Here is an 18574-nt window from a genome sequence, read left to right on the forward strand (position 1 = left end):
GCAACGGGGTAGAGCACCGACACTAACCCGCGCCCGCCGGCCGCTCAACGCAGCCGGTCGGATCGTCCGACACTTGCGGCCATTGACGGCCCCCCCCGGGCAAGTGCAGGCGCCCGGACAGCGTGGCACACTGAGCGCCGCTGCCCGGCACTTTTCACCCCCCGGCACTTTTCAAGAGACGCTTATCATGAAGGAACAGGTCATTATCAATGAGGTGGGGCTGCGTGACGGCCTGCAGAACCAGCCCATCACCGTGGACACCGACACCAAGGCGCGCATGGCGCAAGCGCTGGTGGACGCCGGCGTGCGCTATCTGGAACCGGTCAGTTTCGTCAGCCCCAAGGCGGTGCCGCAAATGGCCGACGCGGCGGCGCTGACCACCAGACTGCCCGACGCAGCGGACGTTCATTACACCGCGCTGGTGCCCAATCTGAAGGGCTATCAACTGGCCAGACAGGCGGGTTACCCCACCGTGGCCCTGGTGCTCTCGACCACCGACACCTTCAACCAGCGCAACCTGAACATGAGCCTGGAGCAGGCCGCGCAAAGCTGCGAAGCCATTCTTGCCGCCGCCCGCGCCGACGGCGTCGCCACCCGCACCTACATTTCCGGCGCCTTCGCCTGCCCCTACGACGGTCCGGTACCGGTGAGCCTGCCGCAAGGCCTGGCGGCACGCATGTTCGAGGCGGGCAGTGACGCGGTGGCAATCGCCGATACCATCGGCGGCGGCAATCCTCTACAGATGAAGCACATCATGACACCGCTGATCCGGGACTTCGGCGCCGAGCGCTTCTACGTGCATCTGCACGATACCCGCGGGCTGGCGGCAGCGATGGCATGGCAAGCCGCGGATCTGGGCGTGCGTCGCTTCGACGCCTCGGTGGGCGGCCTGGGCGGCTGCCCGTTTGCTCCCGGCGCCACCGGCAATATGGCCACCGAGGATCTGGTCTATCTGCTGGAGAGCTGCGGCCTGGATACCGGCATTGATATCCAGCGCCTGCGCGAGGTCGTGGCCATCGCCCGGCAGGCCACCGACCGGCCGCTGGGCGGGCGCATTCTCAGTTGGATCGAAAGCCAGGAAACGCGCGGCACGACGGTCTGCCTGTAACCGCGCGGCGCGGGGGCGGGCACCCCCTCGGCTCAGTGAATCTGGAACAGAATCTTCAGCAACTGAATGCCCAGCAGCACGATCAGCGGGCTCAAATCCAGCCCACCCATCGCCGGCAACAGCTTGCGGCAGGGCGCCATCACCGGCTCGGTGATCTGCACCACCACCCGCACCACCGGGTTGTAAGGGTCCGGCGCCACCCAGCTCAGAATCACCCGGATCAGCACCGCCCAGAAGATAAAGTTGAGTATCAGCGAGGCGAACTCACGCAGCGTATAGACCAGCAGCTGCGGACCGATGCCGGAGGGCAGGCCGCCATACTGGATGGTCAGCAGCACCATCACCTTGGCGACGATCAGGATCAGAATCAGCACCAGCGACGCCACGTCCAGGCCACCGTAGCCCGGAATAATGCGGCGCAACGGTGCCAGCAGCGGGTTGGTGGCGCGCAGCACGAATTGGGAAATCGGGTTATAGAAATCCGCCCGTGCCAACTGCAGCACGAAGCGGGTCATGACAATGAAAATATACACGCTGAACGCGATATCAATCAGGAAAACCGCGGCACCCTGAGGGTTCATGTGGACTCCAGACACTCCGTTTGGCGAAGAGTATTGGGGCAAACCGGAACGGTTTCAAATTTTGCCGGTGCACGGGTGTCAACCGGTGGTGCCGCGCGATCCCAGAACGATCACCGCCACGCCCAACAGACACAGCCCGGCGCCGGCCAGATCGGTGATCGTCGGGCGGACGCCGTCCACCAGCCACAGCCAGACCATCGCCATGCTGATATAGACGCCGCCATAGGCGGCATAAACGCGCCCCGCGTCGGATGGGTGCAGGGTCAGTAGCCAGGCAAAGGCGGCCAGACACAGCGCCGCCGGCACCAACAGCCACACCGATCCGCCCTGGCGCAGCCACAGCCAGGGCAGGTAACAGCCGAGGATTTCCGCCAGCGCGGTGAGCATGAACAACGCGGAGGTCTTGAGCATGGTGCTCTCCAAACCGGCCAGCGCCGGCCATACCGGCACCGGGTTTTGGCTTTACTCGGCGAGCTGCTCGGAGCGTTCACGCGCGGCGGCAACGGCGGCCTGAACGTGCTCGCGGAAGCCCGCTTCCTCGAACACCTCAAGCGCAGCGGCGGTGGTGCCGCCCGGGCTGGTCACCCGCTGGCGCAACACGTCCGGGCCGGCTTCGCTGGTGATCGCCAGTTGAGCAGCGCCCCAGGCGGTCTGCAGCACCAGCTGGCGGGCGGCATCGGCGCCCAGGCCCTGCGCCTTGGCGGCGTCGATCAGCGCTTCCATGAGCAGGAAAAAGTAGGCCGGCCCGGAGCCGGAAACAGCGGTGACCGCGTCCAGCTCTTTCTCTTCGTCGAACCAGAAGGTCAAACCCACCGCGGCCAGGATCTGGCCGGCCATTTCTTTCTGTTCGGCGCTCACGCCCTCGGCGGCGTACAAACCGGTGGCGCCGGCCTGCACCAGCGCCGGGGTGTTGGGCATGCACCGCACGATCGGCGCCTCACCCAGCCATTGTTTCAGGTTGGCGACGGTGACACCGGCGGCAATCGAGATCACCAGCGGCTGGCGCTCGGTGATGATCTCGCGCAGCGCGGCGCAGGCATCGCCCATCACCTGGGGCTTCACCGCCAGCACCAGCACATCCACGCGCCGCGCTACCTCCAGGTTGTCGTCGGTGACGTGCACCCGGTGCAGGCGGGACACCTCGTCGAGGCGATCCGGGGAAGGATCGCTCATCCAGATGCGTGCCGGCCGGATGCCCTTGGCGACCATGCCGCCGGTCAGGCTGGTGGCCATGTTGCCCGCGCCGATAAAACCGATCAGTTGCTGTGCCATACCTGTGTCGTCCTTTTGTTGTGCCGCCGGCACACCGCTGCGGGTGTGTCAGTGCGGTTCCCTGGCCGGGCGCGGGCCAAACAGGGCGGTGCCCAGGCGCACCAGGGTGGCGCCCTCGTCGATGGCGACCGGAAAGTCCGCGCTCATGCCCATGGAAAGCGTGTCGAGGGCGGGCATTGTATTGCGCAAATGTGACAGTGTCATGGCGAGGCGGTGGAAGGCGGCCCGATTGCCGTCCTCGGCATCGGCACGGGGGATCGCCATCAGGCCGCGCAGGCGCAGACGTGGCCACTGATGAAAGCGGGCCGCCAGCGCCGCCACCTGACCCACGGCCACCCCGGCTTTGCTGTCCTCGTCGTCCAGATTGACCTGGATACAAACATTCAGCGGGCCGAGCGCCGCCGGCCGTTGGTCATTCAAACGCTGGGCCAGCCGCTCCCGATCCACCGAGTGCACCCAGTGGAAATGGGCGGCGATATCGCGGGTCTTATTGGACTGAATCGGGCCGATGAAATGCCACACCAGGCCGCGCCCGGCCAGCGCCGGCATCTTGCCGAGCGCTTCCTGCAGATAATTTTCACCAAAGTGCCGCTGGCCCTGATCCGCCAGCGCGGCGATTTCGCCGGCGTCACGGGTTTTGCTCACCGCCAGCAGAGTCACCGAGGTGGGATCACGGCCGGCGGCCGCGCAGGCGTCCTGGATTCGTGCGCGAATCGAGGTCAGGGGGGTGGAGGGTTCAGGCATGATTGAATGACTCAGGGTCTGCGGTTACTTTAACGGTGTTACTCACTGCGACTTTTTACTGAGCCGCCACTGAGCCGCCGCCAACACGACTGGCGGCATCATAGCAGAGGCCCCGGGGAGCCTCTCCAACCTCAAAAACAACACAGACGCCCATGGATATCACCGAACTGCTTGCCTTCAGCGCCAAGAATGGCGCTTCGGATCTGCACTTGTCGGCCGGTCTGCCACCCATGATCCGGGTGGACGGCGACGTGCGCCGCATCAATCTGCCGCCGATGGAACACAAAGAGGTCCACGCGCTGATCTACGACATCATGAACGACAAGCAACGCAAGGATTTCGAGGAATTCCTGGAAACCGACTTCTCGTTCGAGGTGCCCGGCGTGGCCCGCTTCCGGGTCAACGCCTTTAATCAGAACCGGGGCGCCGGCGCGGTGTTCCGGACCATTCCCTCCAAGGTGCTGTCGATGGAAGATCTGGGCATGGGCAAGGTGTTCCAGAACATCGCCGCGTTCCCGCGCGGCATCGTGCTGGTCACCGGCCCCACCGGCTCGGGCAAGTCCACCACCCTGGCGGCGATGATGGACTACATCAACAACACCCGCTACGAGCACGTGCTGACCATCGAGGACCCGATTGAATTCGTGCACGAATCGAAGAAGTGCCTGGTCAACCAGCGCGAGGTGCACCGCGACACGCTCGGCTTCGCCGAAGCGCTGCGCTCGGCGCTGCGGGAAGACCCGGACATCATTCTGGTCGGCGAAATGCGCGATCTGGAGACCATCCGGCTGGCCCTCACCGCCGCCGAGACCGGCCACCTGGTGTTCGGCACCCTGCACACCACCAGCGCCGCCAAGACCATCGACCGGGTGGTGGACGTGTTTCCCGCGGAAGAGAAATCCATGGTCCGCTCAATGCTCTCGGAATCATTGCAGGCGGTGATTTCACAAACGCTGATGAAGAAGAACGGCGGCGGCCGGGTGGCCGCCCACGAAATCATGATCGGCACCCCGGCGATCCGTAACCTGATCCGCGAAGACAAGGTGGCGCAGATGTATTCGGCGATCCAGACCGGCGCCGGGCTGGGCATGCAGACGCTGGACCAATGCCTGCAAGGGCTGGTGCAGAAAGGCCTGGTGTCCCGGGAAGTGGCCCGGGAAAAAGCCAAGAACCCCGACTCGATCTGACGGACCCCGCTATGGAATTCGATGACCTGCTGAAACTGATGGTGCAAAAAGGCGGCTCCGACCTGTTTATCACCGCCGGCGTGCCACCCAGCATGAAGATTCACGGCAAGGTGGTGCCGGTGACACGCAATGCCCTGACCCCGGACATGACCCGGGATCTGGTGCTCAACGTGATGAGCGAGAAGCAGCGCAAGGAATTCATTGAGCACCACGAGTGCAACTTCGCGATTTCCGCGCGCGGCATCGGCCGGTTCCGGGTCAGTGCCTTTTACCAGCGCAACCTGGTGGGCATGGTGCTGCGCCGCATCGAGACCAAGATTCCCAACGTGGATGAATTGCGCCTGCCGCCGATCATCAAGGATCTGGCGATGACCAAGCGTGGCCTGCTGATCTTCGTGGGCGCCACCGGCACCGGTAAATCCACGTCGCTGGCGGCGATGATCGGCCACCGTAACCGCAATTCCAAAGGCCACATCATTTCCATTGAGGACCCGATCGAATTCATCCACCAACACCAGGGCTGCATCGTTACCCAGCGCGAGGTGGGCATCGATACCGAATCGTTCGAGGTGGCCTTGAAGAACACCCTGCGCCAGGCGCCGGACGTGATCCTGATCGGCGAGATCCGCAGCCGCGAAGTGATGGATTACGCGATCGCCTTCGCCGAGACCGGCCACCTGTGCCTGGCCACCCTGCACGCCAACAATGCCAACCAGGCGCTGGATCGCATCATTCACTTCTTCCCCGCCGACCGCCACGGTCAGTTGTGGATGGACATGTCGCTCAACCTGCGCGGCATCGTTGCCCAGCAGTTGATCCCCACCCCGGACGGCAAAGGCCGCCGCGCCGCCATCGAAGTGCTGCTCAATACCCCGCTGGTGGCCGATCACATTCGCAAAGGCGAGGTGCACCTGCTCAAGGCGCTGATGAGCAAATCCCGAGAGCAGGGCATGCAGACCTTCGATCAGGCGCTCTACGACCTGTACGACGCCGGTGAAATCACCTACGAAGACGCCATCGCCCACGCCGATTCGCCCAACGATCTGCGTCTGATGATCAAACTGGCCAACGAAAGCGACGCGTCCAGCCTCGACCACGCCACCCGCGGCCTGAGCATCGACGACAGCGAGTGACCCCACGCCGGCCCGGCGCCGGTGTGTTCCCCAATCTTTTACGATCCCGCCTTGAAGCCGGCGGACCGCGCACCAATCGCTGTGGTATGAAGACGTATGCGATGACCAGGGCTTTTGTCGTCAACGGGCTCTTCACGCCCACCGGCGCAGGGTGTTGTTCGCATCGTCATACGGTTCCGACCACCGACAAGGAGGCTTTATGAACAAGTTCGCATCCGCCCATTGGGAAGGCGACATCAAGAAAGGAAAGGGCACCATTTCCACCCACAGTGGTGCATTGAAGGAACAGCCTTACGGCTTTAATACCCGCTTCGAGGATGAGCCAGGCACCAATCCCGAAGAGTTGATTGGCGCCGCCCACGCCGGCTGTTTTTCAATGGCGCTGTCGCTGGAACTGGGCAACGCCGGTTTCACCGCCAAGAGCATCGACACCAAAGCGAAGGTCACGCTGGAAAAAGACGGTGACGGTTTTGCCATCACCAAAATCCACCTTGATCTGAAGGCCTCCGTGCCCGGTATCGATGACAAGCAATTCCAGGACATCGCCAACGGCGCCAAAAAAGGCTGCCCGGTGTCCAAGGTACTGAACGCGGACATCTCCCTGGACGCCGAACTGACCGACTGAAGCCACCTGGCCAGCCCGGCGAAGCGGGCTGGCGCCAGGCAGAGCGTGAATCCAACAGGAGAGGAGAAAAACGATGAGTGATGTGCGGTTCAATGGCGAAGCGGTGCCCGTGGATGGCGACTTTCCCGGGGCTGGCGAGGCGGTGCCTCCGTTTACCCTGACCAACAGCGACCTTCAGGACGTGACGCTCGGCGACTACGCCGGCAAGCGCAAAGTCCTCAATATCATCCCCAGCATCGACACCGGCATCTGTGCCAATTCCACCCGTAAATTCAATGAATACGCCAGTGGCCTGGACAACACCGTGGTGCTGGTGGTGTCGGCGGATTTGCCGTTCGCCGCCAGCCGCTTTTGCGGCGCGGAAGGGCTCGGCAACGTGACCACCCTGTCCACGTTTCGCCACCCGGAATTTCAGCGCAATTACGGCGTTGCCATTACCGGCGGCCCGCTGCACGGCTTGTGCGCCCGCGCCGTGGTGGTGCTGGACGGCAACGACAAGGTTCTGCACAGCGAGCGGGTGGCGAACATCGACCAGGAACCGGATTACGACGCGGCGGTAAAAGCGTTGAGCTGAACCGCGCCGCCCACCTCTTACGACGGGTCGGTCAGGGTGCCGTTGCGGTAATCCCGCAACGCCTGATCGAGCTGCTCCTGGGTGTTCATTACAAACGGTCCGTATTGCGCCACCGGCTCCTTGATCGGCTTGCCGGCCAGCACTAACACCCGGGCGCCGCCGTTGCCGCCGAGCAGGGTGACGCGCTCACCGTCGGTGAGCGTTGCAGTGTGTTGATCGGCGACCGGCTCGCCGGCCACGCTCAGATCTCCCTCGAACACGTACAGCAAGGCGTTGTGACCGGCGGTCACCGGGATCGCCACCGATTCGCCAGGGCGCAGTGTCACGTCCAGATAGAGCGGCTCGGTGCTGCCACCGGTGACCGGTGCCACCAGGCGCTCGCCGGCGATCTCCACCTCGCCAGCAATCGCCTTGATCTGGCCGCCGCCGCCGAGATCCAGGCGCGGGATCTCACGGTCGGCGATGTCCCGGTAACCGGCCGCTTTCATCTTCTCCGCCGCCGGCAGGTTGATCCACAATTGAAAGCCACGCAGCAGGCCGTCCTGCTGTTGCGGCATTTCTTCATGAATAATGCCGCGTCCGGCGGTCATCCATTGCACGCCACCCTGCTTCAGATCGCCTTCGTTACCGAGATGATCCCGGTGCCGCATATGGCCTTCGATCAAATACGTGACGGTCTCGAATCCACGATGCGGGTGCGCCGGAAAGCCGGCCAGGTAATCGTCCGGATTGTCGGAGGAGAAAGCGTCGAGCATCAGAAACGGGTCGAGCCGCACGCTGGGGTTGTGGCCGAGCGCGCGCTTGAGCCGCACGCCGGCGCCATCGGACGTTTCCAGCGCCCGGAAGGTATTGAGTACACGACGTTCTTCCATCATTGCCACCTCGCCTTTTATCGCTCTTGCAGCGGCTTTAAACGCCGCGAATGTGCCGCTCGCCCAAACGCTCACGATCGTGCGGGGCTGAATAATCCAGCCGTGGGCCGATCGGGATGATGCCGTGCGGGTTCACCGTTGGATGGCTGCGAAAATAGTGGTTGCGGATGTGCGCCATATTCACCGTTTCGGCCACACCGGGCAGCTGATACACCTCGCGCAGCAGGCCGTTCAGGTTTGGGTAATCGGCAATGCGCTTGCGGTCGCATTTGAAATGAGTGACGTACACCGGGTCAAACCGCACCAGCGTGGTCCACAGCCGCAGGTCCGCCTCGGTGAGCGTGTTGCCGACCAGATAACGGCTCTCGCCCAACCGCTGCTCAAGCTGCTCCAGAGTGTCGAACAGCGCCTGCACTGCTTCGTCGTAGGCCGCCTGGCTGGTGGCGAAACCGGCCTTGTAGACGCCGTTGTTCACGGTGTCATAAACAAGCGCATTGACCTCATCGATGGCCGGGCGCAGATCCTCTGGGTAATAGTCGCCGGGGCGCGCGCCGAGATCGTCGAAGGCGGTGTTGAGCATGCGGATGATGTCCGCCGACTCGTTGCTGACGATGGTCTCGCGCTGCTTGTCCCACAGCACCGGCACGGTGACTCGCCCGGTGTAGTGGGGATCGGCCTTCAGGTACAACTGATAAAGCTTGTCCAGCCGGTACAACCGGTCGCCGGTGGCACCGGGAAAATCGCCGCCCAGCTCCCAGCCGTTTTCCAGCATCAGCGGGTCCACCACCGACACCGGTATGTGCTGTTCCAGCCCTTTCCAGGCGCGCATCACCAACGCACGGTGCGCCCACGGGCAGGCGTAGGACACGTACAGATGGTAACGGCCGCTCTCAGCCTTGAAGCGATCATCGCCATCGGCGCTCAGCCAATGGCGAAACTGGCTTTCGGAGCGCTTGAAACGGCCTCCGGTGCTCTTGGTGTCGTACCATTGATCCTGCCATTTTCCCTCTACCAGCAAACCCATAGGGCTCTCCTTCGTTGTGCGTGCCTTCGTTGTGCGTGCCTTCGTTGTGCGTGCCTGCGTTGTGCGTGCGTCAAGCCCGCCTCAGGCGGACGTTTTCTCATCGAACTGTTGCAATTGCGCGGCGATCCGCGCCTGGGCGCGCAGCAGCGCCTGGTTCTTCACGTCTTCACCAATGTTCAGCCCTTCGGCGTAAACGAATTCCACATCGGTGAGGCCAATAAAAGCGAGGATCGTTTTCACGAACTGCGTGGAGGTTTCATGGGGCTGCCCCTGGTGAATACCACCGTGGGTGGCGAACACCCTCACCGGCTTGTCCGCGACCAGGCCCACCGGACCCTGCTCGGTGTACTTGAAGGTCAGCCCGGCGCGGGCGATGTGGTCGAACCAGGCTTTGAACTGGCTGGGTACGCTGAAGTTGTACATGGGCAGGCCGATCACCACCAGGTCGGCGTTGTTCAACTCCTCGACCAGAGAGTCCGATTGTGCCAGCACCGCCCGCTGAGCGTCGTTGAGCGTGTCGCTGAAACCGCGCAAGGCACCGGCGCGCTCCAGATCCAGATGCGGCACGCCGTCGGTGATCAGGTCACGGACCACCACCCCGGTGCCGGGGTGCGCCGCCTGATAACCCTCGATAAACCGCCGCGCCAACTGGCTGGACTGCCCCTGGTCACCGAAAATGCTGTTTTGCAGGTACAAAATGCTGGCCATCTTTATTCTCCGTGTTCTGACCGGGCCGCGACCCGGCATGGGGGTAAGTGTGCGATGACCCCATTGTCTTTTCTGATCAGAAGATATAAAACGGCATGAATTCGCGATATATGGCCAACTGATTCGATATGTCGACCAAAATCACCCTGGACCAGTGGCAAGCGTTGATCGCCGTGGTGGACGAGGGCGGCTACGCCGCCGCCGCCGAAGCCCTGGACAAGAGCCAATCCGCGATCAGTTACGCGGTGCAGAAAATCGAAAGCGAACTGGGCGTGCGCGCCTTCGCGCTCGAGGGCCGGCGCGCCAAACTTACCGAAACCGGTGATCTGCTCTATCGTCAGGCGAAAATGCTGGTGGAAGAAGCCGGGCGCATCGAGAAAACGGCGATTCAGTTCGGCCACGGCTGGGAGCCCATGGTGCGACTCACCGCCGACGGTCTGTTTCCCAACGATTACGTGCTGTGCGCCCTGGCGCAACTGGCCGGCGAGAGCCCGCTGACGCGGGTGGAATTCCTGCAGACGGTGCTCTCCGGAGCCGAAGAGGCGCTGCTGCGCCATGAAGCGGATGTGGTGATTACCGGCCACGTGCCGCCGGGTTTCATGGGCGATCACCTGCTGCGCGTGCGCTTCGTGGCGGCGGCGGCGCCTTCCCATCCTCTGCACCATCAGGGCCCGCTGGAGCTGGAAGACCTGCGCCCGCACCGCCAATTGGTGATCCGTGACGCCGGCCGCCGGCGCGTCGATTCCGGCTGGCTGGGCGCGGAGCAACGCTGGACCTTCTCACTGGGCGAGGCCCGCCGTGCCGCCCTGGTGCGCGGCCTGGGGTTCGCCTGGGTGCCGGAGACCGAGATCGGCGATGACCTCGCCAACGGCGCGCTGCGCCCGTTGCCTCTGAGCCAGGGCGCCGAACGCTATCACGATCTCTATCTGGTCTACGCCGAGGGCCAGTACGCCGGGCGCGCCGCCCGCTATCTGGGAGATCGCATCAAAGAGGGCGTTACCCAGGGCCTGCCCGAATCGCTCGCCCCCGTCTGATTCACCGCCCCGACCGGGCCATCACCCAGAGACCACCATGACCGACGCCAATATTCACATTGCCACCCGCTTCAATGGCCCGCCGGGTTCCGCCAATGGCGGCTATATCTGCGGCTGCCTGGCCGAACACACCGGCGCCGCCTGCGTGGAAACGCGCCTGATGGCGCCACCGCCGCTGGCCACCGATTTGCCGTTGCGACGCGATCAGGACGAGCTGTTCGCCCTGCACGGGGAGCGCCCGGTGGCCCGCGCCCGCCGCGCCGAGCTGCCGCCCATAACGGTGCCGGCGGCGCCCACCCTGGCCGAGGCGCGCGCGGCGGAGCAGCACTTCGTCGGCTTCACCGAGCACGCCTTCCCCGGCTGCTACGTGTGCGGCCCGCAACGCCAGGACGGGCTGCGCCTGTTTCCCGGCTGGCTGGACGACCGGCGCGCGGTGGCCTGCGCCTGGACCCCGGGCAACGAGCTCGGCGACGGGCACGGGCGGGTGGCCTTGCCGCAGCTTTACGCGGCGCTGGATTGCCCGGGCTCGTTCGCGCTGGCGCGCGATCCTGGCAACTGGGTGGTGCTCGGCAGTTTCACCGTGCAGGTGGACGAGGCACCGCGCCTGGGCGAGGATCATGTGATCCTCGGCTGGGCGGAAGGCCGCGATGGCCGGAAACTGTTCGCCGGTACCGCGGTCTTTGATCCACGGGGCCGCTGTCTGGCCAAAGCCCACGCGGTGTGGGTGCAAATTCCCGCCGGCTCCCGTTGACGCCACCGTGGCGGCGGCGACCTATACTGGCGTGGTGAATGATCACCAACGGAGAGAGACCATGCGTGCGTTCGCCCTGATGTTGGTACTGCTCATGAGTGGCTGTGTCAGCCCGGTGGTGGTTGACCATCGTGCCGGCACCGACTACAGCCGTTACCAGACCTACGCCATCGACCCGCCCTCCGGCGACAGCGAAATGCTCAGCCTGGACGGCCAGCGGGTGCAGCAGGCGGTGAAGGAAACCCTCGCCAACGGGCCGCTCAAAGCGGCGGACAAGGATCAGGCGGATCTGCTGCTGCGCTACCAGTTCACGCCGGTGGAGCGCTTCAGCGGCAATACCTTCTCATTCGGGCTGGGCTTCTGGCGCAACAACTATGGCCTGAGCACCAGCACCCCGGTGGAGGGCGAGACCGAGAAGGAATATCGCCTGCAACTGGCACTGGTGGAGCCGGGTAGCAAGGAAGTGGTCTGGCAGGCCACCAGCCGCGATACCCTCTATCTGGAAATGAACAGCCAGCACCGGCTGGAACGCATCAACGCCATGGTCACGGAAATGTTCAAACGCTACCCGCCCGGGGCCAGCGCAAAGTAACCGTCAGCCCGCCGCCGGCGGTGTCACCCAGCTCGACCCGGCCGCCGGTGCGCGCCATGATGGTGGCGACAATCGCCAGCCCCAGCCCCTGACCGCCACCCCGGCCGCGCCAGCCCCGATCCAGCGCCCGCTGGCGCTGTCCAGGGGTCAACCCGGGGCCATGATCTTCCACCACCACCGCGCAGCCGTCCTTGCCCAGCGGTTCGCAGCGCAGCGTCAGCGCCGCCCCGGCGGGGCTGTGCCGCACCGCATTCTCGAGCACATTGCGCACCGCGATGCGCACCAGCCCCTCCGGCGCCGCCGGCAGCAGATCGTCACCGCCGCGCGCGCTCACCCGCAGGCCGTGATCGTTGATCACGCCAGCCAGCTCCGCCAGCACCCCCGCCACCAGCTCCGACAGCGGCGGGCAGGGCGTGCCGCTGACCGGCGCGCCGTCTTCCCGTGCCAGTGCCAGCAGTTGATCCAGGCTGCGCCCCAGGCGCAGCGCCGCCTGCTCGGCGGCAACCCGGGCGCGCTCGGATTTTTCTCCTTCGGTGAGGCCGGCCACCTGAAGCTGGGTGCGGATCGCCGCCAGCGGCGTGCGCAGTTCATGGGCCAGATCGTCGGTCAGGCGGCGCTCGCGGGACAACGCTTCGCGCACCCGCGCCAACCAGCCGTTCAGGGTCGCCACCATCGGCATCAGTTCCGCCGCGCCACGGGGTCCGCTCAGCGGTGTGTCATCGTCCAGACCGCGCTCGGCGATCTGCCGGCGCAGCCCGGCCAGCGGTTGCAGCGCCCGGCCCACCGCCCACCACACCAGCGCCAGGCTGGCGAGCAGGCCGGCGGCCAGGCTGATCAGCAACACCAGTGCCACCTGGCGCATGAAATCCGTACGGCCGCGCATACGCTCCGCCGACGCCACTTTCAGCGCGCCCTGGGTAATGGTGTAAACCCGCCATTGCTCGCCGCCCACCTGGCGCTCGGCAAAGCCGTCCGTGGCGGTCGCCAGGCGCCCGCGCGGGGCGCCGGCGGAACGGGCCAGAATCTCACCACGCAGGCCGCTCACCTCGCAGGCGATGCCGCCCAGTGGCATGCCGCCACGATCCTTCAACTGGATGCCGCCACGCGCGGCCTGCTCGTCCACCAGCGACACCACCATCTTGGCGGAGGCCGCCAGCCGCTCATCGAGCACCGTGGCCAGCCGGCTCTTCACCTCGCCATGCAGCCACAACGCCAGCAACAGCCACAGCAGCGACAGGCTCAGCCCGATGCCCACCAGCAAACGGCCACGCAGACGTGCCGGGCCGATCATGGCGGGCTGCCCAGCCGGTAACCTTCGCCACGCACGGTTTCGATCAGCCGGTCACCGAGCTTGCGGCGCAGGCTGTGGATGTGCACCGCCAGGGCGTTGCTTTCCACCCCGCCGGTCCAGCCGTAGACACGGTCGGCCAGTTCATCGGCGGTCAACACCCGCCCCCGGCTTTGCAACAACGCCAGCAGCAGCGCCCGCTCCCGACGCGGCAACGGCACCAGACGCTCGCCGCGCCACAGTTCCTGACGCGCCGGATCGAAGCGCAACTCGCCGTACTCGATCAGCGGCGAGGTTCGCCCCTGGGCACGCCGCAGCAGGGCGTGCAAGCGGGCCGCCAGTTCACTGAGGTCAAAGGGTTTGATCAGATAATCGTCGGCGCCGGCGTTGAGCCCGAGCACGCGGTGGTCGACGCCATCGCGGGCGGTCAGCACCAGCACCGATTCCGAGCGGCCCTGGCGCCGCCAGCGGCGCAACAACGTCACGCCGTCTTCATCCGGCAAGCCCAGATCCAGCACCACCGCGTCGAAATGCACGCTCAACAACGCCGCCGTGGCGGCGGCGGCGCTCTCCACCCAGGCGACCGTGAAGCCGTGCGCTTCCAGGCCCACCTGAACGCCATCGCCGAGCAGGGCATCGTCTTCAACCAACAACACATGCATGGGGAAATCTTCGTCGCGTGATCGTTCGGATAATCGGCCACAGAGTAATCCGGCGGTGATTAACCCGGCGTTAATAGTGGCGCCGGATGCTCACCCCCAATCTTAACCTGGAGAGGCCCCATGACGACCGTATCCCTGGGCCCGTTGGCCATTCCGCTGGCGCCATTGCCGTGGCTGGTGGCGGTGATGGTCGCCACCCTGGTCGCCGCGCGCCGCAAGCGGCGCGGCCACCCGGGCGATGCCGAGCCCCTGATTATCTGGCTGGCGGCGGCGGCGCTGATCGGCGCGCGGGCGGCGTTCGTGCTGCGCTATCAGGACCAGTTCACCAGCGTGCTGGCGATGTTCGACCTGCGTGACGGCGGCCTCTGGTGGCCCGGCGCCCTGGCCGGGCTGGCGGCGGGTATGGCGCTGGCCGCATGGCGGCGCGCGGCGGTGGGCGAGGCCCTGCACGCCAGCCTCTACGGTGCCTTGGCCGCGGTGCCGGTGGCGGCGGTGGTGGTGTTGCTCAACCCCGCCGGCACCCCCGCTCCGGACGTGACGCTTTATCGCCCCGACGGCGGCGATGTCAGCCTGCACCAGGCCCGTGGCCCGGGCGTGACGCTGGTCAATCTCTGGGCCACCTGGTGTCCGCCGTGCCGCCGCGAGATGCCGGTGCTGGAAGCCGGGCAGCATCACTATCCCCGGGTGCGCTTTCTGTTCGCCAACCAGGGTGAAGACGCGGCCACCATGGCCGCTTACCTGAGCGATGCCGATCTTGAGTTAAACGGCGTTTACCTGGACCCCCACGGCGATCTGGCCCGGGCCTGGGGCAGCGGCGCCTTGCCCACCACGGTGCTGCTCAACGGCGCGGGCGAGGTCATCGATCACCACATCGGGCCACTGTCCGCAGCCGGCCTTCAGCACTTTTTGCAACCCCACCTCAAGGAGTAGACAGGACATGCTTAAACCGTATTTCAACGCCTTACTGGTGGCGGCCTTGATGGCGCTGCCCTGGCCGGCCTTCGCCGCCGCCAATCAGGACCGGGTGCTGGCGCTTCTCGAGAACGCCGCCTGGGTGGCGGAGGGCGCGGATCAGCCGGAGCGGGTGGTGTACACGTTCACCGATATGAACTGCCCTTACTGCGCGCGCCAATGGCAGGCCATGCAGCCGTATCTGCAGCGCGAGGACAATGCCACCCAGGTGCGGCATATTCTGATCGCCCTGCTGCGGCCCACCAGCCTGCCCAAAGCCGCCGCGGTACTGGCCGCCGATGATCCGGCCGCCACCTTCGCACAGGCCGAGCGCCATTACGGCCAGCAAGGCGCCGGCCCGGCGCCGTTGAAAACCGTTCCCGCCGAGCTGGAAAACCAGATTCAGGGCAACACCATTCTGATGATGCGGTTGGGCTTGAAGGGGACACCCGCGACGCTGTTTCTGGACCCGGACGGCAAGCTGCAAGTGGCGCCCGGGGTGCTCAGTGACGACGCCCTGCGCCGCTATGTGTTCCAGGTGGAGTGAGCGTTACCGCCGGGCTCAGTCGCCGCCACGCCAGCTTAACCGGCCATGGCAGAGGGTGAGCTTAACGATGCCCGGCAAAGTGGCGTCCAGCCAGGGGGAGTTACGACCGGCGGAAAGCCAGTGGCTGGCCATGGCGCGGGTGGCGCCGGCGTCGAGCACGCAGAGGCTGGCTGGGCGACCGGTTTCCAGTTGCCCGGCCTGAATCCCCAGGCAACGCGCTGGCGCGGCGGTGACCGCATCGAGCGCCCGGGCCAGGGGCAGATCGCCGTCGCTGACCAGTTTAAGCACCAACGGCAGCAGCGTATCCAGCCCGGAAATGCCGGGCCGGGTGGCGGGAAACGGCGCCGCCTTGCTGGACGAGCCCACCGGCTGATGCTGGGAGCAGATCGCGTCGATGGTGCCGTCCGCCACCGCCGCCAGCAGCGCTTGCCGGTCGGCGCTGCCGCGCAGCGGCGGAATCACATGACAGTGGCTGTTGAAGCCTTCCAGGGCGTCTTCATCGAGCAACAGATGATGAATGCTGACATCGGCGCTTACCGGCAAACCACGGCGGCGTGCCTCGCGCAGCAGATGCAGGGATTCACGGCTGGAGATCTGCTGGAAGTGGGCGCGCACGCCGGTGGCTTCCACCAGCAGCAGATCGCGGGCCAGGTCCACCGACTCGGCCACCGCCGGGATGCCCGGCAGGCCCAGCCGCGCCGCCACCGGCCCGTCGTGGGCGCAACCGCCGGCGGCCAGGGCGGCGTCCTGGGGGCGGAACATCACCGGCAAATCAAAGGTCGCGGCGTACTCCAGGCAGCGCTTGAGAATCAGAGCATCGGCCACTTTGGCGCCGGCCTGGCCGACGGCGATGCAGCCGGCGCGCGCCAGCGTGAACATCTCCGCCAGTTGGGTGCCTTGCAGCCCCTGAGTCATGGCGGCAATCGGCAGCACCCGCGCGAAGCCGGCGTGGCCGGCCTGTTCGCGAATCAGGCGCACCACCGCGGCACTGTCCACCGGCCCGCAATCCGGCTGGGCCGCCAGATGGGTAATGCCGCCGGCGGCGGCGGCGCGGCTTTCCGATGCGATGTCGCCAGTGCGGCCGCTGCCCGGCAGCGACAAATGCACGCAGGCGTCCACCAGGCCGGGCAGCACCCAGTGGCCCTCGGCCTCGATGATCTCGGCGCCGGGCGCATCCAGGCTGGCGCCGATGCGCACCAGACGGCCTTCATCGATCAACAGATCGGCGATCTCGTCGCGGCCGGAGGCGGGGTCGATGACCCGGCCCTTGCGAATCAGAAGATGGGCTTTACCGGCCATCGAGGTCTCCTTGGGGCTGCCCGTGGGCGCTCTCCTGGCCGCTGATCGCCATCGACATCACCGCCATGCGCACCGCGATGCCAAAGGTCACCTGGTTAAGAATCACCGAGCGCGGTCCGTCGGCCACTTCCGAGGCGATTTCCACGCCCCGGTTGATCGGCCCCGGGTGCATCACGATGGCGTCCGGCCGGGCGTGGCGCAGCTTGTCGTTGTTGAGGCCGTAGAGACGGTAAAATTCGCCCTCGCTGGGCAGCAGGGCGGAGTCCATGCGCTCTTTCTGCAGGCGCAACATGATCACCACGTCGACGTCCTTGAGGCCCTGGATCATGTCGGTGAACACGGTCACACCGAGCGCTTCCACATCGCGGGGCAGCAGGGTTTTGGGGCCGATAAAGCGGACTTCCTCGGCGCCCAGAATATTGAGCGCGTGCGCCTGGGAGCGGGCCACCCGCGAGTGCAGGATGTCGCCCACCACCGCCACCTTGAGGCCGGCGAAGCCGCCCTTGTAATGGCGGATCGTGTACATGTCCAGCATCGCCTGGGTGGGGTGGGCGTGGCGGCCGTCGCCGGCGTTGATCACCGCCACCCGGGGCGTGACCTGCTCGGCGATAAAGAACGGCGCGCCGGAATCCTGGTGGCGCACCACGAACATGTCGGCGGCCATCGCCTCCAGGTTGCGCAGGGTGTCCAGCAGGGTCTCGCCCTTGCTGGTGGCGGACTTGGCGATGTCCAGATTGAGCACGTCGGCGCTGAGCCGCTTGGCCGCCAGCTCGAAGGTGCTGCGCGTGCGCGTGCTCGATTCGAAGAACAAATTGACCACCGTCTTGCCGCGCAGCAGCGGCACTTTCTTGATGGCGCGGTCACCCACGTCCACGAAGCTGGCGGCGGTGTCGAGAATTTCTTCGAGCAGGGAACGGGAAAGGTGTTCGACGGAAAGGAAGTGGCGCAGCTTTCCGTCTTCTGTGAGCTGCACGCGGGAGGAGGGCGGCGGCGCTAGTGTCATTCGTCGGGCCTTATGGTTCTAACCTCCGCGACCAGGGGCGCGGGTCCGCGTAATTCTACCCGCTGATGGGGCGGCAATGCCAAAGTTTCCCCGCAAATATCGGGACGAATTGGCAATTCCCGATGGCCGATGTCGAACAGCACCACCAGCCGGATCGACGCCGGGCGGCCGTAATCGAACAGCTCGTTCATGGCCGCGCGTATGGTGCGGCCGGTCATTAGCACGTCGTCCACCAGTACGATGTGCGCGCCGTCCACCTCGAAGGGCAGATCGGAAGGCTTGACCGAACGCTTCAGGCCGCGGGTATCAAAGTCATCGCGGTAGAAGTTCACGTCCAGCGAACCGATCGGCAACGGCTGCGCCAGGCGCTCGTTCAGCGCCGCCGCCACCCAGGCGCCGCCGGATTGAATGCCCACCAGGCAAGGCGGCTCGCCCGGCAGCGCCGCCAGCGCGTCGGCGATCTCCCCGAGCCGGGTTTCAATCTGTTCTTCACTCCAACGCAACGGGCCTCTCCTCAAACAGGTCAGGCCGCTAAGAGTAGCAGAAGCGGGCGGCCGCTACGCCACTGTCAGAACGGCCGGTCTCGTTTACCCTGTGCCAGCGACGCAACCGCTCGACA

22 protein-coding genes are annotated in these 18574 nt (G+C 65.7%); 10 read left to right on the forward strand and 12 right to left on the reverse strand.

Annotated features, from left to right (window positions below):
• The first annotated feature begins 187 nt into the window (after positions 1-187).
• Positions 188-1108: a hydroxymethylglutaryl-CoA lyase gene (locus CGS25_RS00485; RefSeq protein ID WP_101674213.1), complete on the forward strand. Its 921-nt coding sequence runs from the start codon at positions 188-190 to the stop codon at positions 1106-1108.
• 32 nt (positions 1109-1140) lie between these two features.
• Here the strand turns inward: CGS25_RS00485 and CGS25_RS00490 are convergent, their stop codons facing one another.
• From CGS25_RS00490 to CGS25_RS00505, 4 genes are all read right to left on the reverse strand, one after another.
• Positions 1141-1689: a YggT family protein gene (locus CGS25_RS00490; RefSeq protein WP_089033965.1), complete on the reverse strand. Its 549-nt coding sequence runs from the start codon at positions 1687-1689 to the stop codon at positions 1141-1143.
• Positions 1690-1767: 78 nt separating this feature from the next.
• Positions 1768-2100 (reverse strand): YnfA family protein, encoded by a 333-nt coding sequence (locus tag CGS25_RS00495; protein WP_089033964.1) that lies wholly within the window; start codon positions 2098-2100, stop codon positions 1768-1770.
• Between the two features lie 51 nt (positions 2101-2151).
• Complete coding sequence (gene proC / locus CGS25_RS00500) at positions 2152-2961, reverse strand: pyrroline-5-carboxylate reductase (protein WP_089033963.1); 810 nt, start codon at positions 2959-2961, stop codon at positions 2152-2154.
• 48 nt (positions 2962-3009) lie between these two features.
• Positions 3010-3705, reverse strand: coding sequence for a YggS family pyridoxal phosphate-dependent enzyme (locus CGS25_RS00505; protein ID WP_089033962.1), 696 nt, complete (start codon positions 3703-3705; stop codon positions 3010-3012).
• Positions 3706-3857: 152 nt separating this feature from the next.
• On the opposite strand from CGS25_RS00505, the gene CGS25_RS00510 reads away from it, so the two are divergent.
• The 4 genes from CGS25_RS00510 to tpx all read left to right on the forward strand — a co-directional run bounded on the left by CGS25_RS00510 (position 3858) and on the right by tpx (position 7224).
• Entirely contained in the window at positions 3858-4892 is a 1035-nt protein-coding gene (locus CGS25_RS00510) for a type IV pilus twitching motility protein PilT (protein ID WP_089033961.1), read from the forward strand.
• Positions 4893-4903: 11 nt separating this feature from the next.
• Positions 4904-6025: a PilT/PilU family type 4a pilus ATPase gene (locus CGS25_RS00515; protein ID WP_089033960.1), complete on the forward strand. Its 1122-nt coding sequence runs from the start codon at positions 4904-4906 to the stop codon at positions 6023-6025.
• 199 nt (positions 6026-6224) lie between these two features.
• Positions 6225-6650 (forward strand): OsmC family protein, encoded by a 426-nt coding sequence (locus CGS25_RS00520; protein ID WP_089033959.1) that lies wholly within the window; start codon positions 6225-6227, stop codon positions 6648-6650.
• A gap of 73 nt (positions 6651-6723) precedes the next feature.
• Positions 6724-7224 (forward strand): thiol peroxidase, encoded by a 501-nt coding sequence (gene tpx / locus CGS25_RS00525; RefSeq protein ID WP_101674214.1) that lies wholly within the window; start codon positions 6724-6726, stop codon positions 7222-7224.
• A 17-nt stretch (positions 7225-7241) separates the two neighbouring features.
• Here the strand turns inward: tpx and CGS25_RS00530 are convergent, their stop codons facing one another.
• The 3 genes from CGS25_RS00530 to CGS25_RS00540 all read right to left on the reverse strand — a co-directional run bounded on the left by CGS25_RS00530 (position 7242) and on the right by CGS25_RS00540 (position 9828).
• Complete coding sequence (locus tag CGS25_RS00530) at positions 7242-8096, reverse strand: pirin family protein (RefSeq protein WP_101674336.1); 855 nt, start codon at positions 8094-8096, stop codon at positions 7242-7244.
• A 37-nt stretch (positions 8097-8133) separates the two neighbouring features.
• Positions 8134-9120 carry a glutathione S-transferase family protein gene (locus CGS25_RS00535; protein WP_101674215.1) on the reverse strand — a complete coding sequence of 329 codons (987 nt, stop codon included), beginning with the start codon at positions 9118-9120 and terminating at the stop codon, positions 8134-8136.
• Positions 9121-9201: 81 nt separating this feature from the next.
• Positions 9202-9828: an FMN-dependent NADH-azoreductase gene (locus tag CGS25_RS00540; RefSeq protein WP_101674216.1), complete on the reverse strand. Its 627-nt coding sequence runs from the start codon at positions 9826-9828 to the stop codon at positions 9202-9204.
• Between the two features lie 128 nt (positions 9829-9956).
• Here CGS25_RS00540 and CGS25_RS00545 point away from each other — a divergent pair, with 128 nt between their 5' ends.
• The 3 genes from CGS25_RS00545 to CGS25_RS00555 all read left to right on the forward strand — a co-directional run bounded on the left by CGS25_RS00545 (position 9957) and on the right by CGS25_RS00555 (position 12205).
• Complete coding sequence (locus tag CGS25_RS00545; protein ID WP_089033955.1) at positions 9957-10862, forward strand: LysR family transcriptional regulator; 906 nt, start codon at positions 9957-9959, stop codon at positions 10860-10862.
• Positions 10863-10899: 37 nt separating this feature from the next.
• Entirely contained in the window at positions 10900-11613 is a 714-nt protein-coding gene (locus CGS25_RS18920) for a hypothetical protein (protein ID WP_157933754.1), read from the forward strand.
• 61 nt (positions 11614-11674) lie between these two features.
• A complete protein-coding gene (locus tag CGS25_RS00555) occupies positions 11675-12205 on the forward strand; it encodes a DUF4136 domain-containing protein (RefSeq protein WP_157933755.1) in 531 nt (176 codons plus the stop codon).
• Here CGS25_RS00555 and CGS25_RS00560 read toward each other — a convergent pair.
• On the reverse strand, positions 12171-13496 hold the full coding sequence (locus tag CGS25_RS00560) for a sensor histidine kinase (RefSeq protein WP_101674219.1): 1326 nt from the start codon (positions 13494-13496) through the stop codon (positions 12171-12173). The genes CGS25_RS00555 and CGS25_RS00560 overlap by 35 nt on opposite strands.
• The gene (locus CGS25_RS00565; protein ID WP_089033951.1) at positions 13493-14155 is read right to left on the reverse strand and encodes a response regulator; all 663 of its coding nucleotides are present in this window, start codon (positions 14153-14155) and stop codon (positions 13493-13495) included. Before CGS25_RS00565 ends, CGS25_RS00560 begins: the two co-directional genes overlap by 4 nt.
• Before the next feature lie 120 nt (positions 14156-14275).
• Between CGS25_RS00565 and CGS25_RS00570 the strand changes: the two genes are divergently transcribed.
• Positions 14276-15085, forward strand: a complete 810-nt coding sequence (locus CGS25_RS00570; RefSeq protein ID WP_101674220.1) for a TlpA family protein disulfide reductase — start codon at positions 14276-14278, stop codon at positions 15083-15085.
• 7 nt (positions 15086-15092) lie between these two features.
• Positions 15093-15653, forward strand: coding sequence for a thiol:disulfide interchange protein DsbG (gene dsbG, locus CGS25_RS00575; RefSeq protein ID WP_101674221.1), 561 nt, complete (start codon positions 15093-15095; stop codon positions 15651-15653).
• A 15-nt stretch (positions 15654-15668) separates the two neighbouring features.
• Here the strand turns inward: dsbG and CGS25_RS00580 are convergent, their stop codons facing one another.
• Genes CGS25_RS00580 through pyrR form a run of 3 tightly spaced genes read right to left on the reverse strand, consistent with a single transcriptional unit; the run spans position 15669 to position 18458 of the window.
• On the reverse strand, positions 15669-16952 hold the full coding sequence (locus CGS25_RS00580) for a dihydroorotase (RefSeq protein ID WP_089033948.1): 1284 nt from the start codon (positions 16950-16952) through the stop codon (positions 15669-15671).
• The gene (locus tag CGS25_RS00585) at positions 16942-17955 is read right to left on the reverse strand and encodes an aspartate carbamoyltransferase catalytic subunit (RefSeq protein ID WP_101674222.1); all 1014 of its coding nucleotides are present in this window, start codon (positions 17953-17955) and stop codon (positions 16942-16944) included. Before CGS25_RS00585 ends, CGS25_RS00580 begins: the two co-directional genes overlap by 11 nt.
• A complete protein-coding gene (pyrR, locus tag CGS25_RS00590; RefSeq protein ID WP_089033946.1) occupies positions 17952-18458 on the reverse strand; it encodes a bifunctional pyr operon transcriptional regulator/uracil phosphoribosyltransferase PyrR in 507 nt (168 codons plus the stop codon). The genes CGS25_RS00585 and pyrR overlap by 4 nt, the downstream gene beginning before the upstream one ends.
• Positions 18459-18574 lie beyond the last annotated feature (116 nt).

It is taken from the genome of Alloalcanivorax mobilis, assembly GCF_002864685.1.
GTDB classification, from domain to species: domain Bacteria; phylum Pseudomonadota; class Gammaproteobacteria; order Pseudomonadales; family Alcanivoracaceae; genus Alloalcanivorax; species Alloalcanivorax mobilis.